Source organism: Streptomyces sp. NPDC001678, from assembly GCF_042892945.1.
Taxonomy (GTDB): domain Bacteria; phylum Actinomycetota; class Actinomycetes; order Streptomycetales; family Streptomycetaceae; genus Streptomyces.
The window spans coordinates 59,429-74,180 of record NZ_JBIAUP010000008.1; the positions used below are offsets into that span (position 1 = coordinate 59,429).

Genomic DNA, 14,752 nt, shown 5'->3' on the forward strand with positions numbered 1-14,752 from the left:
TGCTGCCACACCGGAGGCCGTCCTGGCCCCTGGCCGCCACCCCGGGGATCGGGGCCCGGGGATCGGACACGGACACGGCCCCGAGGGCCGTGTCCGATTTCCGCCAGCCCAGCGGCAGGCGCTCCCGCAGACTGGACACATGGAGCGCACGACGGACCACCCCCCGCCCCTCGACGACGACACCCGGTACCAGGCCGTGACCAGCCGGGACGCGCGTTTCGACGGGGTGTTCTACCTCGCCGTCGTCACCACCGGCATCTACTGCCGGCCGAGCTGCCCCGCCGTGACCCCGAAGCGGGCCAATGTCCGCTTCTATCCGTCGGCCGCCGCCGCGCAGCGGGCCGGGTTCCGGGCCTGTCGCCGGTGCCGGCCGGACGCCGCGCCCGGGTCGCCCGAGTGGAACGTCCGCGCCGACCTCGTCGGCCGTGCCATGCGACTGATCGGCGACGGCGTCGTCGACCGCGAGGGCGTCGCCGGGCTCGCCGCGCGCCTCGGCTACAGCTCCCGCCAGGTGCACCGCCAGCTCACCGAGGAGCTGGGCGCGGGCCCGGTCGCCCTCGCCCGGGCCCAGCGCGCCCACACCGCGCGGGTACTGCTCCAGACCACCGACCTGCCGGTCACCGAGATCGCCTTCGCGGCGGGCTTCGCCAGCGTCCGGCAGTTCAACGACACCATCCGCGCCGTCCACGCCCGCACCCCCAGCGAACTGCGCGCCCGCCCCGACCGGCGGCGCGGGACCGACGCCGGGCCCGCCGGTGTCCCGCTGCGACTCGCCCACCGGGGCCCGTACGCCGCACGCGAGGTCTTCGACTTCCTCCAGCGCCGCGCCATCGCCGGCATCGAGGAGGTCCTCGCCACCCCCGCCTCCCGGGGCCGGGTCTACCGCCGCACCCTCCGTCTCCCCTACGGCACCGGCATCGCCGAGGTCCACGAGCCGGACCCCGCCGGGGCCCGTCACCACGGCGACTGGCTCGACTGCTGGCTCCACCTCACCGACCCCCGCGACACGGCCGCCGCCGTCCAGCGCGTCCGGCGGCTGTTCGACCTCGACGCCGACCCCTTCGCCGTCGCCGAGCGGCTCGGCGCCGACCCCCTGCTGCGCCCGCTGGTCGAGGCCCGCCCCGGACTCCGCTCCCCGGGCGCCGCCGACGGCGACGAACTCGCCGTACGGGCCGTCCTCGGCCAGCAGATCTCCGTCCCGGCCGCCGCCCGCCTCGCGGGCACGCTCGTGGCCGCGTACGGAAAACCGCTGGCCGCGCCGGACGGCGGGCTCACCCACCTCTTCCCCGACGCCGCCACCCTCGCCTCCGCCGACCTCGCCGAGCTGGGCATGCCCGACAGCCGCCGGCGGACCCTGCGCACCCTCGCGACCGCCCTCGCGGACGGCACGGTCCGCCTCGACGGGGGCGTGGACCGCGACGAGACCGAGCGCGCCCTGCTCGGCCTGCCCGGCATAGGCCCCTGGACCGCCGGCTACATCCGCATGCGGGCCCTCGGCGACCCGGACGTCTTCCTCCAGGGCGACGCCGGGGTACGCCACGGACTCGCCGCCCTCCACGCCACGCCCGCCGACACCGACGCCTGGCGCCCCTGGCGCTCCTACGCCCTCCACCACCTGTGGAACGCACCGAAGGATTCCTGACCATGCTGTACACCTACGTCCCCGGCCCGCTGGGCCCGCTGCTGCTCACCGGCCTGCCCTCCGCCACGGCACCCGGCGGCACCGCCCTGACCTCCCTCACCGTGCCCGGCCAGAAGAACGCCCCGGCCATCGGCCCGGACTGGCGCGAGGACCCCGCCGCGTTCGCGGAGGCCGGGCGCCAGCTCGACGCCTACTTCACGGGCCGGGCCAAGGAGTTCCACCTCGAATTCGCCGCCGGGGGCACGGACTTCCGGCGCAGGGTGTGGGAGGCGCTCGACTCCGTCCCGTACGGCGCCACCACGACGTACGGCGAGCTGGCCACCCGTATCGGGGCCTCGCGCGCGGCCGTCCGCGCGATCGGCGGTGCCGTCGGGGCCAATCCGCTGCTGATCCTCCGGCCGTGTCATCGGGTGATCGGTGCGGACGGGTCGCTGACCGGGTACGCGGGAGGACTGGACCGCAAGCAACTGCTCCTCGAACTCGAGGGCGTGACCGCCGGAGCCGCGTAGCCACGGCCTCAGCCCAGAACCACCGCCGCCACCCAGGCCCCGACCACCACCAGGCAGGCGAAGAGCGTCGTCCCCCACGCCTCGTCCGTCACCGGGTCCGTCGTCCGGCGCGGCGACGGCGGCAGCCGGACGACGGCCTGGTCGAGCAGCAGGAGCACGGTCCCGCCGGCGAGCACCGCCCAGGCCACGGCCGAGAGTTCGGCCATCGTCCACCAGAGCGTGCCAGACCAGACGATCAGCGGTCCGGGTACGCCCGGGGTCACGACGCCGAGCAGGCCGAGCAGCATCACCAGGCCGACCAGGAGCAGCTGCCACGTCCCCATGCGTCAAGGTTGCCGGAACCCGGACGCGGCCGCCCCCGGGCGAATTCGGTCAGAGCTTCACCGGCGTACCGTCCAGCCGCGCTCGGCGGCCTGCCAGCCCAGTTGGAGCCGGGTGGTCACCCCGGCCAGCTCCATCAGCCGCCGCACCCTGCGCTGCACGGTCCGCAGGCCCAGCCCGAGCTGTTTGGCGACGCTCGCATCCGTCAGCCCCGCCAGCAACAGGGACAGCACCTCCAGGTCGGTGGCGTCGGGCTCGGCCGGACCGCCGCCGGGGCTCCCGTCCGCGCGTGGCGGACGGCCCTCGCGCCAGGCACTCTCGAACAGGTCGATCAGCGAGTCCAGCAGCGTGCCGGAGTGGACGACCAGGGCGGCCGTGTCGGCGATGCCGGCGGTGCCGGCGGTTCCTGAGGCGAGGGGCAGCAGGGCTATCCTGCGCTTCACGATCACCAGTTCGGCGGGTATCCGGTCGACCACCCGGCACCGGCCGGGGAACGACGCGGTGCCCTCGACGACCGTCCGGTGGGCCACCACGGCTCCCTCCGTCAACACTCCTCCCCGGCCCGTCAACATGACGCACACTTCTTCCGCCGCGCTCAGCCGGAGCCCCGACAGCCGCCGGGCGACCGCCCCGGCACCCGTCACGACCTCCACCGCACCCACGCCGACAGGCTGCTCCGCTGGACTTTCCGCGTGTGCCGTCCGTCGTATGACGTCCACACCCATGGAACCGAGCACGCGACTTTCCTCCCCATCCCCGCGACCGCGCTATGGCTCGGGACATCATCCCTGGGGTGGTGTTCGCCGTGCACTCTTCCCGTATGCCCCACAGTGTGGACAATAAGGGCATGAGTCAGCAGGGGGACCAGTACGCCGAACAAGAGGACGCCTGGTGGCGTGAGTTGTACGGCAGGAGTGAACCCGACACGGGAGGCGCAGCCGCCGGCGACAGCCTCGACGAACGGTTCTCCTCCGCCTCGGCGGTGGTCGGTCCGGAATCTCTCCGGCAGCCAAGAGTGGAGCCGCGACGGCCCGAGCCGTCCAGGAGGGCGGCCGGGGGCGCGGACGGCCCGCCCGGCCCGCCCGGCCCGTCCGGCCCGCCGTCGGGCGCCCCCTCCGGGCTCTCGCCCGCCGTGTCCCGCGGGGTGCCACGGCAGACCAAACGCTGGACCCCGCCCGCCCCCGCCCCCACCTCCGCCCCCGGAGACGACGGCGACCGCGGCGCCACGCCCCCCACCGTCAACGGCGCGAACGGATCCAACCGGACGGGCCCCGGGACGGGCACGTCCAACGGTACGAACGGCACGAACGGAACCAGCGGATCCAATGGATCCAATGGATCCAATGGTACGAGCGCGGCCAACGGCACGGCCGAGACCGCGGCCAACGGATCCGGCGGGGGCCCCCGTTCCAACGGCGGCCCCCGATTCAGCGGCGGCCTCGGAGCGAACGGCGCTCTCGGCCCCAACGGCGGCCGTGCGGCGAACAGCGGCCTCGGGCCCGGGCCCGGCAGCAGCCTCGGCCCCAACGACGGCCCTGGGCCCAACGGCGGCCTCCGAGGGAGCGCCGGTCGCGGAGCGAGCGGCTCTGCCGGGCCCAACGGTGCCATCATGCCCAACGGCCCAGCCGACCCCCACCACACCGGCGGAGCCAACGGCACCGGCGGAGCCGACCGCTCGCGGGGTGCCGCCCTGCCCGTTCCGGCCGCTCCCCGGCGCCAGCCCCCGCCACCGCCACCGCCCCCCGAACTGAGCGCGCCCGTAGGGCCGGAGCGGCTCCCCGACGGACCGCCGCCCCCCGATCCCAGGACCCGTGTCTCCCCGCCGCCTCCCCCTCTGCCGGTGTCGCTGGATCCCCCGGAGCCGCCGGGCGTCACCGACCCCCGCACGGAACCGGACCGGTACCCGGGCCCGGCCGAGCGCGCGGAACTGACCAAGCGCAAACGCGGCCCGGGCGGCCCCGGCATCGCCGATGCCCCGGAGCCGCCCGGCTTCCCCGAGCTGCCGGAGCTCCCCGACCTCTCCGAATTCCACGGGCTCTCCGGCATTCCCGGCCTCTCCCGGACGGCGGCCGCCCCCGGCACCGCTCTGGAGACCACCGAGGCCTCCGAGCTGCCCCCGCCCGAGCGGTCCCCCGTCGCCGGGTCCCCGCGCCGGAACGGCGCGCGGCTGCGCACCCCCGAGTACGTGGGGCGGCGGCCGCCCACCTATGAGGCCGAGCCGACCTGCTGGCCGTCCGCGGACCCCGGCGGGCTGGACGACCTGGTGCCCGACACCGTGCTGGACGGCGCCCGGTACGGGGCGATGACGCTGCGGGCCGGCTCGCTGCGCGGGGACTCCGCCCGCTTCCGCGGCGAGCCCCGCCGGGACGCTCTGCTGACCGCGCGCTTCGGCACGGGCGACGACGCGCTGCTGCTCGTCGCCATGGCGAGCGGGGCCCGCGCGGCGGAGGGCGCCCACCGGGCGGCGCGGGAGATCTGCGCCTGGCTGGGCGGCGCGGTCGGGCGCAGCCACGCCCGGCTGGTCGAGGACATCCACGCGGGCCGCCGCGACGAGCTCAAGTCCGGGCTGCACCGGCTGACGGACCGTACGTACGGCCGGCTGCGCGTCCGCGCGGCCGAACTGGGCCTGCGGCCCGCCGAGTACACGGCGGGGCTGCGCTGTCTGCTCCTTCCCGTGGACATGCGCTGCCGGACGCGCGTGTTCTTCGGCGTGGGCCCGGGCGGGCTCTTCCGGCTGCGCGAGGGCACCTGGCAGGATCTGGACCCGGAGCCGCGGACCCTCGCCGTCGAGGCGGAGGCGGAGCCGCTGGCGGGCTATGACGTCGCCGACCGGATCACCGTGGACCTCGGCATCCCCACGCCCGGCACCGCGCCCGTCATCGACCCCGCCGAAGTGCCCTCCGAGCCCTTCCGTTTCCGTGCCTCGATCGCCCGGCCCGGCGACACCCTGCTGCTGTGCAGCGCGGGTCTGGCCGACCCGCTGCGCGGCGAGGCGGAATTGGGCGTGCGGCTGGCCGAGCGGTGGGCCCGGCCGGAGCCGCCCGGCCTGGCGGAGTTCCTCGCGGACGTCCAGCTGAGGGTGAAGGGGTACGCCGACGACCGTACGGCCTGCGCGGTCTGGGAAGGCTAGGAGGAGCGCTGGGAGCGCTGGGAGGCCCGGTGCGGGCATGCCGCGGCATGCCGTGCGGGCTCCGTCGTCCTCGGGAATCCCGGTCATGCGGCGAGTGTCGCAGGGGGCACTGACAATCGGCGCGGCACGGCCGCCCGGCGCCCGCACGGGCTCTTCGGTGCAGCAATTCGCGCGCGACACAAGAGGCTTCGGGATGCCGGTCGTATAACCATGTTGATGCGTCAACAGGCGTCGACCCGACGGCCTCGGGGCATGCATTTGCCGTGAGCGTGTTCGAGGCCGGGGCGCCGGGGAGGGGTCGGGTCGGCGAGGGATGAAAAGGCGGACTGCACACTGGGCGGGCGCGGAACGGCGCGAGGACAGGGGAGGGTCCGCGGAAGGCGCCACGACGGAGGGATCCGGTGAATCCGGTGCGGCGGCCCCGGCACCGCACTGGGAGAGAAGACTGCGGGGCAAGGATCTGGCGGCCGTCCACGACGTCCGCGCCGGGCTGCGCGCGCTGCTCGCCCGCTGGGGCGCCCCGGGCCGGGCCGACACCGCCGAGCTGCTGGTGAGCGAACTGGTCACCAACGCCCTGGTGCACACCGACGGCGGCGCCGTGGTCACCGCCCGCCTCGCCGGCGGTCCGGCCGCCTCCGTCAAGGGCCGGCTGCGCGTGGAGGTACGGGACTTCCTCTCCCGGCATCCGACGCTGCGGGCGCCCGCCACCGGCCCCCCGGGCCACGACGGCGAGCGGGGCGGCGCGGGAGAGGCGGGCGTGGACACGGCGGCCACCTCCGGGCGGGGCCTGCTGCTCGTCCACGCCCTCGCGGACGGGTGGGGGGTGCGGACCCACGGCGTGGGCAAGTCCGTCTGGTTCGAGCTGGACGCACAAGAGCCCTGAGCCGCCTCCATGAGGCGGCTCAGGGCTCCGGGGCCGCTGTGACGATCGTCGGCGGTGCCGGCTTCGTCAGCCGAACTGCCGCTCGATCCGGGCGAGTTTCTCCTCCAGTGAGTCGAGCCGCGGGATGGCCTGGGTGTCGTCCTCCGCTGTGAGGTCGATGGGGACGGGCCTGTCCACCGACTGGAGCGGGCGGGAACGTACCGGAAGCTGCCCCGGCTCGACTATGGAGGGCTCCGGTCCCCCCTGCGAGCCGATCTGGGCGGGCTGCGGGGCGGCCGGCACGGCAGGGCCGGTCACCTCGACCTGCCGTCCGCCGCGCACCCGGGGCCACATCCGGTGCTGCCGGTTGTAGGCCTTCAGCCGGGCGCGCTCCAGCTTGCCGGCCTCCCGGCGGCGCATCCGGTGCTGGGCCTGCTGGCGCTTGTCCTCGCGGACCTCCTCCACGGCCTCGTCCAGCGACCGCACACCCTCCAGGAGCATCAGCGACCAGGCACCGAAGGTCTCCCGGGGCGCCCGCAGCCATCGCACTATCCGGATCTGCGGCAGCGGGCGGGGCACCAAACCCTGCTCGCGCAGCGCCGCGCGGCGGGTCTGCTTGAGCGCCCGGTCGAAGAGCACGGCCGCCGACAGCGACATGCCGGCGAAGAACTGCGGAGCCCCCGCGTGGTCCAGCCCGCGCGGCGCGTGCACCCAGTTGAACCAGGCGGCGGCGCTCGCGAACGTCCACACCAGCATCCGGGAGCCCAGCGCGGCGTCGCCGTGGCTCGCCTCGCGCACCGCCAGCACCGAGCAGAACATGGCGGCGCCGTCGAGGCCGAAGGGCACCAGGTACTCCCAGCCGTCCGTCAGCCCCAGGTTCTGCTGCCCGAAGCCGACCAGGCCATGGAAGGAGAGGGCCGCGGCGACCGCGGCGCAGCAGAAGAGGAGTACGTACGAGGCGCTGCCGTAGAGGGCTTCCTTGCGGCGTCTGCGTTCCTCGTTGCGCTCCCAGGAGTCGGTCCCGGCGGCCCCGTCCTCCCGGACGGTGTTCCGGCCGCGCGTGTACACCGTCACCGCCACCACTGCCCCGATGAGCGCCACGGCACTGGGGAGCGCCCAATTCAGCGGTATGTCGGTCACTCTCATCTTCGTCCCTTGCATGCAGTACGGCGTTTCGCGCGTCATCCTGACGGACTCGCGCCGGATGCCAAGGGGTTTCGCGGTAACTCACCGCCAATGGACGGCAAGGATATACGGAGAGCGACGAATGAATTCGAACACCCGCCAGCAGTAAGTGAATTGAGTTCTAACAATCCACTCGATCGAGTGGCTTAGTCGATTCGGTCGGCTGACAGCCGCTCGATACGGACGGCGTCGAGGGTGCGCGGGCATGTCGCGCACGAGTCCTCGGGGCGGAGGGTGTAGAAGAAGCAGCAGCTCGCCCGGTCCCGGGTGAGCAGCTTCTCGCCCCGGGGGCCGGTCAGTTCACGGAAGGCCGCGTCACCGACGTACGGGGCGGTGTCCCCCGGGAACAGCAGCTCCAGCTCGCGCCGGACCCGCTCCTCCTCGCCCAGCAGCCGCCCCACGTGCCACAGCCCTTCGGCGGTCTCGTCCGTCACCATGCCCCACAGGGCGCGTCCGCCGCGCCGCATGCGCGGCCCCAACACCGCCAGCAGCGGCTCGACATGGGCCGCCACGGCCGAGCGCAGCCCGGCGCGCAGCGCCTCCTCGTCCGCCATGGTCACGGCGTCGGGGCGTCCGGCCGCCGGGTCGCCCGGCAGGCACGCGAACGCCGCGACGTCCGCCGTGATCCGCCCCGAGGCGCGGTGCAGGGACACCGCCTCCACCGGCAGCCGGGGCACCCGGCGGTGGAGGAACCACGGGAGGGTGAACAGTAGACACACGTGCCAGGCGTAGCGGTGCAGCCCGAAGCTCGCGACGACGTCGGGGCGGGGCTCCTGCCCGTACTCGCGCAGTACCTGCGCCTCGTCCCACGCGAGGAACGCGTCCAGCGCCGGGCCGCCCGCGGCGAGCTCCGCGGCCGTCACCCATCCCTCGCCCCGTCCGGGCGGCCCGCACCGGACGGTGATCGCGGGAAGGGCCTCCGTCAGCCGGGCGTACGCGTCCGCGACGGGGGAGAGCGAAGGGGCGGAAGAGGGAGGTGCAGCCGAGGCAGCGGACATCGAGGGGACCACCGAATCCCGATCGTAAACAGGTAAGCCTAACCTTACCCAGCCGTATCGGGGTTTGAACTGCCGGATTCGCCGCCTATGGTTCCGATGGGACACCAGGAGGACCTCAATGGAGCAGGGCAGACCCCACAGCGCAGTATCGCGGCCGTATACCGGTGTACCCGCGCAGGCCACGCCGAGCGCGCGGGGGGAGCACACCCATGACGAGAGCGAGTACGCCTACGCCCCCGGTGCCCGCCCCGCACCCCGGGTCCCCCAGCGCTACTCCGTCCGGGGTCAGGTGCTCGACGCCCTGCGCAAGGCGCTCGTCAGCGGTGAGCTCGTGCCCGGCGAGGTCTACTCGGGTCCCGCGCTCGGCGAGCGCTTCGGGGTGAGCGCGACTCCCGTGCGGGAGGCCATGCAGCAGCTGGCACTGGAGGGCGCGGTCGAGGTCGTCCCCAACCGGGGCTTCCGCGTCACCAGCCGCACCGAGCGCGACCACGCGGAGCTCGCGGAGGTCCGCGCCCTGCTGGAGGTGCCCGCCCTGCTGCGGGTCGCCCGCACCGTGCCGGCGACCCGCTGGCGTGAGCTGCGGCCGCTGGCCGAGCGCACGGCCGCCGTGGCCGCCGAGGGCGACCGCGCGGCCTACGCGGAGGCCGACCGGGCCTTCCACCGGGCGCTGCTGGAGCTCTCCGGCAACCGGCAGCTGGTGATCGTGGCGGAGGAGCTGCACCGGCGGGCGCAGTGCCCCGGGGTGCCGGCCGGTGGGCTCGCGACGCACGCGGCGGAGCACCTGCGATTGCTCGACGCGCTGGAGGTACGGGACCTCGCGGGAGTGGAGGAACTACTGACCCGCCACTGCGCGGGCCCGGCGTAGGGGGTCGCCCCGCCCCCCCTACAGGGGCGAAGGCCCTCGGGGCCTGGGGGCCTCGCCCCCAGGAAACGGGAAGGGGCGGGACAGGGGCACCCCTCCCGCCGCCACGGCGAACAGCCGCCGCGGCGCGGCCCGGCGGTGCCGAACCACCCCCGGCCGGCCCGACGACCCCGGCCAGCCCGCCGGCGCCGGACCGCCCGACGGCCCCGGCCAACCCGACGGTGCCGAACCGCGCCACGGCGACCCGGCACCGCCGCGGCGAAGGCCCGGGCACGGGCACGGAGCACCCCCGCCCACCCGGCCCCGGGGGCGAACGACGCCCCGGGGGGGCACCCCCCGGCGTCAGCTCACCCCCCGCTTCCGCGCCATCGCCGCCCTCCCCTCCGCCTGCTTCCGCTTCCAGTCTCGGCGGATCTCCGCCCGCAGGCGGGCGTCGGTGCGCGAGGCGATCCATTCGTTCTCGCGGAGGAGCTTGCGGTAGCTGTCGAGGCGGCGCGGCTGCAAGGTGCCGTCCTCCAGCGCCGCGAGGACCGCGCAGCCCGGTTCCCCTCCGTGGCCGCAGTCCTGGAAGCGGCAGTCCTCGGCGAGGGCCTCGATCTCGGCGAAGGTGCGGCCGACGCCGTCCTCCGCGTCCCACAGGCCCACGCCCCGCAGCCCGGGGGTGTCGATGAGGACCCCGCCGCCGGGCAGCGGCAGCATGTTGCGCGTGGTCGTGGTGTGGCGGCCCTTGCCGTCGCGGTCGCGGTTGGCCTGGACCGTCTGGACCTCGCCGCCGACGAGGGCGTTGGCCAGCGTGGACTTGCCGGCGCCGGACTGGCCGAGGAGGACGGACGCGCCGCCCGACAGCACGGCCGCGAGGACGTCGACGCCGTCGCCCGTCTCGGCGCTGACGGCCAGGACCGTCACGCCCGGCGCCGCCGTCCCCGCGTCGGCGACGAGGTGGGCCAGGGTGGCGGGGTCGGGGACGAGGTCGGCCTTGGTGAGGACGACGAGCGGGGTGGCGCCGCTCTCCCAGGCCAGCGTCAGGAACCGTTCGATCCGGCCCAGGTCGAGCTCGACGGCCAGCGAGATCGCGACGACGGCGTGGTCGACGTTGGCGGCGAGGACCTGCCCCTCGGAACGCTTGGAGGACGTGGAACGGACGAAGGCGGTGCGGCGCGGCAGCAGGGCCCGTACATAGCCTCCGTCGAGGTCGACGGCGGCCCAGTCGCCGGTGCACATGATGTTCAGCGGGTCGCCCGTGGTGACGAGCGAGGTGTCGGCCATGACATGGCGTACGCCCGTCGCATCGTCGGCGACGACGAGGTCGCAGCGGCCGCGGTCGACGCGGACGATCCGCCCGGGGACGAGCCCCTGGGCGGCGTACGGGGTGAAGTCGTCAGCGAACCCCGTGTCCCAGCCGTAGGCGGAGAGGGGGTGCGGAGCATTGAGCTCGGACAAGACTGTGGTCCTTCAGGAGGGAGGTGGGGATGGTCTTCTGAGCGCGGGCACGGCCCGTGGCGACGACAGTCATCGCGTGCTCACCTCCTGTGGAGCGGTTCCGTCCGAGCGGTTCCGTCCGGACGCGAGCGATCGTAGGCGCGAACGCAGACGGGCCGCGAGTGGTTTTCTCGCGGCCCGTCTGCGTTCGGCGATCACCCCTGATCGCGCTTGTTGTTCGGTTTGGCGTGCTTGGGCGGGTGGTCCGGTTTGTGGAGCCGGGAGCGGACGTCCTCGGGGGGCAGGAACTGGGCCCAGCGCTCGGGGAATTCCGAGGGGGGTTCCCGGTCCTGGCCGATGACGCCCTCCTCGGGCTCCCAGGGGTCGTCGTCGATCTCGTGGACCAGCGCCCGGGCGGCCCGCTCGGCGGCCGCGCGGGCGGCGGCGGCCTCGCGCTGCCGGTCGACCTCGGCGCGGGCGGCGGCGGTGGTGACGGAGGGCCAGACCCGGTCGATCGCGGCGTTCACGGCGGCGCCGACGAGCACCGCGAAGGCGGAGACGCCGATCCACAGGAGCACCGCGACGGGCGCGGCCAGCGAGCTGTAGATGGTGACGCCCTCGACGGTGTGGGTGAGGTAGACGCGCAGCAGGAGGCTGCCGAGGACCCACATGGTGAGGGCGACGAAGGCGCCGGGGATGTCCTCCGCCCAGGGGGAGCGCACGGGGACGGACACGTGGTAGAGCGTGGTGAGGAAGGCGATGGACAGGAGGGTGACGACGGGCCAGTAGAGGAAGCGGACGACGTCCGCGCTCCAGGGCACGACGTTCACCACCGTCTCCGGCCCGGCCACCATCAGCGGCAGCGCCACCGCCCCGACGACGAGGGCGACGACATAGAGGACGAAGGCCAGCAGCCGGGTCCTGACGATGCCGCGCTTGCCCTCCAGCCCGTACATGATCGTGATGGTGTCCACGAAGACGTTCACGGCCCGGGAGCCGGACCACAGGGCGATGGCGAAGCCGACGGAGATGATGTCCGGGCTGCCCAGCTTGAGGACGTCCCGGACCAGCGGCTCGGCGATCTCCTTGGTGCCCTTGTCCGACAGGACGGCGGAGGACACGGTGAGGATGCTCTCCTGGATGCCGAGGATGGTGCGGGTGCCCGTCCAGTCGTCCAGGTAGCGCAGCAGCCCGAGGAGGGCGAGGAGCAGCGGGGGCAGTGACAGCAGGGTGAAGAAGGCGGCTTCGGCGGCCAGTCCCGTGACGCGGTACTCCATGCAGGAGTTGACGGTGTCCTTCAGGAGCAGCCACGCCATCCTGCGTTTGGAGACATTTCGGTACAGAGCCCTTGCCCTGCGGAGCCGGCCGACCTCCCGGCCCGAATGTTCTTTTGCTGCCTGCACGACCTAACCGTATCCGCCGCGGGCGGGTCGGTTCATCCTGCGGCCGGGCAGCGGGCCCGGCGGAACCGTTGCAGGTGGGAGGCCGCGGAGGGTGATGCTGCGCCGACTCGGCACCACCCTCCGGCCGCTCCCCTTCACCTTCCGCCCGGGGCGGGTGCGTTCGCAATGGTTGCAAGGCGTTGCAATATCGCGGATGACCCGGCGCGGAGCGGCTCACGGCGGCACCATTGCAGCGTGAAGCGCATACCGATCGACGCGGGACTGCTGCCCGCCATCCGGGAGGCCGCCCTCGGCGGCGTGGAGTCGCCCGTGCGACCGCGTCCGGTGATCGGCGAGTCGTGGCACCGCGTGCGCCGCCACGGCCTCGACCCCGACACCGGCGGGCCCGTCGCCCTGATCTCGGCGGCGGAGGTGGAGCACCTGCGCCGGAGCTCCCCGCTGGGCGGGCTGCTGCCGCAGGTGCGGGAGGGGCTGCGCGAGGCGGTGGACGCCGTGCGGCATCTGATCGTGGTCTCGGACGCCGAGGGCCGGGTGCTGTGGCGCGAGGGCGGCCCCGGGGTGCGCCGGAGCGCGGACCGGCTGGGCTTCGAGGTGGGCGCGTCCTGGACCGAGGAGCGGGTGGGCACCAATGGCATCGGGCTGGCGCTGGTGGAGCGCCGGCCGGTGCAGGTCCATTCGGCCGAGCACTTCGTGCGCACGCACCACGCCTGGACGTGCGCGGCGGCGCCGCTGCACGACCCGCGCGACGGGCGGCTGCTGGGCGTGCTGAACGTGTCGGGGCCCGTGCCCGCCTTCAATCCGACGACGCTGGCCCTGGTGACGGCCGTGGCCAAGGTGTCGGAGGCGGAGCTGCGTGCCCGGCACTGGGAGTCGGTGGACCGGCTGCGCACGGTCGCGGCGCCGATGCTGGCCCGGCTGGGCGGCCGGGCGCTGGCGGTGGACCGCGACGGCTGGACGGCGGCCGTGACGGGGATGGCGCCGGTGAGCCGGGTGGTGCTGCCCCGGGAGGCGGCCGCGGGCCGGGTGTGGCTGCCGTCCCTGGGGCCGTGCACGCTGGAACCGCTGCCGGACGGCTGGCTGGTCCGGCTGGACCGGAGCGCGGACGAGGAGGCGCCGCCCGCGCGGCTGGTGCTGGACCTGCGGCAGCCGCGCACGTGGACGGTGAGCGTCGCCGGGGCGGCGGGCCAGTGGTCGCACGACCTCAGCCCGCGCCACGCCGAGCTGTTGTACGTGCTGGCCCGCCACCGGGCGGGGCGGACGGCAGCCCAGCTGGCGGCGGACCTCTTCGGCGACGCCTCGCGCACGGTGACGGTGCGGGCGGAGCTCTCCCGGCTGCGGCGCACCCTGGCGGGGGTGCTCAGCCACCGCCCGTACCGCTTCACCGACGGGCTGGAGGTGCATCTGCTGGAGCCGGAGGCCCCCGAGGACCTGCTGCCCGCCTCGACGGCACCGCTGGTGCTGGCGGCGCGCCGGGGGCTGCCCGTGGAGTGCTGACAGGGGTGTGATGAGGTTTCGGCCATGAGCGACAGCACGACGACGACCGTGACCACCTGGTCGCTGGAGCAGACCTCACCCACCGATCTCGTCCCGGCTCGCGTTCCGGACGCTTCGTCCGGCATCCGGATCGAACGGGCGGCCGTGCCCTGCCCGGAGTTCAGCCGTTTCCTGTACACGGCCGTGGGCGGGGACATCACCTGGACGGACCGGCTGAGCTGGCCGTACGACCGGTGGGCGGCCTTTCTGGAGCGGCCGGGGACGGAGACCTGGGTGGCGTACGAGCACGGTACGCCGGCCGGGTACGTGGAGCTGGACCCCCAGCCGGAGGGGGCCGTCGAGATCGCCTACTTCGGGCTGATCCCGGGGTTCCGGGGGCGGCGGATCGGCGGGCACCTGCTGAGCGTCGGGACCGCGCGGGCCTGGGACCTGGCCGAGCGGTGGCCGGAGCGGGAGCCCACGAAGCGGGTGTGGCTGCACACGTGCAGCCTGGACGGACCGCACGCGCTCGGCAATTACGAGCGGCGCGGCTTCCGGGTGTTCGACACCAAGGTGACCGAAGAGCCGGAGGTGCCCGCTCCGGGCCCCTGGCCCGGCGCCTATCCGGCTGAGGCGGCGTAGCCGCACCGGCCGGGGCGACGGCGGGCGGCGCCCGCGAGCACCATGGGCCATTCCACATTCCGGAATGGTCCATCTTGCTATTCGGACAACAGTGGACTGGCCGAAGACTGCCGTGCCACGCTGCCGTCATGTCCCGAGCTGGAATCGCCTTGGTGAGTCGGCGTCACGTCGACCTCGGCCGCATGTCCAGCGCCATCTGTCCGGCGGGCTGACAGTCACAGCACCACCGTTCCTCCCCTCCGCCGGCACCGTCGTGCCGACGAGGTGGCTCCTGCCTCCCCTTCGTATGCCGCGCCCGGCACCTCC

General features: G+C 74.6%; 14 protein-coding genes. 8 read left to right on the top strand and 6 right to left on the bottom strand.

The features are described 5' to 3' along the window. The first annotated feature begins 139 nt into the window (after nt 1-139). Entirely contained in the window at nt 140-1,642 is a 1,503-nt protein-coding gene (locus tag ACFYZR_RS18505) for a DNA-3-methyladenine glycosylase 2 family protein (protein WP_391911444.1), read from the top strand. Nucleotides 1,643-1,644: 2 nt separating this feature from the next. Next, complete coding sequence (locus tag ACFYZR_RS18510; RefSeq protein WP_391911446.1) at nt 1,645-2,151, top strand: methylated-DNA--[protein]-cysteine S-methyltransferase; 507 nt, start codon at nt 1,645-1,647, stop codon at nt 2,149-2,151. An 8-nt stretch (nt 2,152-2,159) separates the two neighbouring features. Here the strand turns inward: ACFYZR_RS18510 and ACFYZR_RS18515 are convergent, their stop codons facing one another. Together ACFYZR_RS18515 and ACFYZR_RS18520 are read right to left on the bottom strand one after the other, a co-directional pair. Continuing rightward, nucleotides 2,160-2,474 (bottom strand): hypothetical protein, encoded by a 315-nt coding sequence (locus tag ACFYZR_RS18515; RefSeq protein WP_391911448.1) that lies wholly within the window; start codon nt 2,472-2,474, stop codon nt 2,160-2,162. A gap of 57 nt (nt 2,475-2,531) precedes the next feature. Further along, nucleotides 2,532-3,134, bottom strand: coding sequence for a winged helix-turn-helix transcriptional regulator (locus ACFYZR_RS18520; RefSeq protein WP_391911450.1), 603 nt, complete (start codon nt 3,132-3,134; stop codon nt 2,532-2,534). A 947-nt stretch (nt 3,135-4,081) separates the two neighbouring features. On the opposite strand from ACFYZR_RS18520, the gene ACFYZR_RS18525 reads away from it, so the two are divergent. Then, on the top strand, nt 4,082-5,602 hold the full coding sequence (locus tag ACFYZR_RS18525; protein WP_391911452.1) for a protein phosphatase 2C domain-containing protein: 1,521 nt from the start codon (nt 4,082-4,084) through the stop codon (nt 5,600-5,602). A gap of 313 nt (nt 5,603-5,915) precedes the next feature. Then, a complete protein-coding gene (locus ACFYZR_RS18530; protein ID WP_391911454.1) occupies nt 5,916-6,485 on the top strand; it encodes an ATP-binding protein in 570 nt (189 codons plus the stop codon). Between the two features lie 66 nt (nt 6,486-6,551). Here ACFYZR_RS18530 and ACFYZR_RS18535 read toward each other — a convergent pair whose 3' ends face one another. Together ACFYZR_RS18535 and ACFYZR_RS18540 are read right to left on the bottom strand one after the other, a co-directional pair. After that, nucleotides 6,552-7,610, bottom strand: coding sequence for a DUF2637 domain-containing protein (locus ACFYZR_RS18535; protein WP_391911456.1), 1,059 nt, complete (start codon nt 7,608-7,610; stop codon nt 6,552-6,554). A gap of 185 nt (nt 7,611-7,795) precedes the next feature. After that, on the bottom strand, nt 7,796-8,647 hold the full coding sequence (locus ACFYZR_RS18540) for a (2Fe-2S)-binding protein (RefSeq protein WP_391911458.1): 852 nt from the start codon (nt 8,645-8,647) through the stop codon (nt 7,796-7,798). Between the two features lie 118 nt (nt 8,648-8,765). On the opposite strand from ACFYZR_RS18540, the gene ACFYZR_RS18545 reads away from it, so the two are divergent. Further along, nucleotides 8,766-9,512: a GntR family transcriptional regulator gene (locus tag ACFYZR_RS18545; RefSeq protein ID WP_391911460.1), complete on the top strand. Its 747-nt coding sequence runs from the start codon at nt 8,766-8,768 to the stop codon at nt 9,510-9,512. Between the two features lie 339 nt (nt 9,513-9,851). Here ACFYZR_RS18545 and rsgA read toward each other — a convergent pair whose 3' ends face one another. Beyond that, complete coding sequence (gene rsgA / locus ACFYZR_RS18550; protein WP_391911462.1) at nt 9,852-10,949, bottom strand: ribosome small subunit-dependent GTPase A; 1,098 nt, start codon at nt 10,947-10,949, stop codon at nt 9,852-9,854. Nucleotides 10,950-11,143: 194 nt separating this feature from the next. Then, nucleotides 11,144-12,331: a YihY/virulence factor BrkB family protein gene (locus tag ACFYZR_RS18555; RefSeq protein ID WP_391911464.1), complete on the bottom strand. Its 1,188-nt coding sequence runs from the start codon at nt 12,329-12,331 to the stop codon at nt 11,144-11,146. A 234-nt stretch (nt 12,332-12,565) separates the two neighbouring features. On the opposite strand from ACFYZR_RS18555, the gene ACFYZR_RS18560 reads away from it, so the two are divergent. The 3 genes from ACFYZR_RS18560 (at nt 12,566) to ACFYZR_RS18570 (ending at nt 14,658) form a co-directional block, all read left to right on the top strand. Then, nucleotides 12,566-13,825, top strand: a complete 1,260-nt coding sequence (locus ACFYZR_RS18560) for a GAF domain-containing protein (RefSeq protein WP_391911466.1) — start codon at nt 12,566-12,568, stop codon at nt 13,823-13,825. A 24-nt stretch (nt 13,826-13,849) separates the two neighbouring features. Then, on the top strand, nt 13,850-14,446 hold the full coding sequence (locus ACFYZR_RS18565) for a GNAT family N-acetyltransferase (RefSeq protein WP_391911468.1): 597 nt from the start codon (nt 13,850-13,852) through the stop codon (nt 14,444-14,446). Nucleotides 14,447-14,574: 128 nt separating this feature from the next. After that, on the top strand, nt 14,575-14,658 hold the full coding sequence (locus ACFYZR_RS18570; RefSeq protein ID WP_309471194.1) for a putative leader peptide: 84 nt from the start codon (nt 14,575-14,577) through the stop codon (nt 14,656-14,658). Nucleotides 14,659-14,752: the final 94 nt, after the last annotated feature.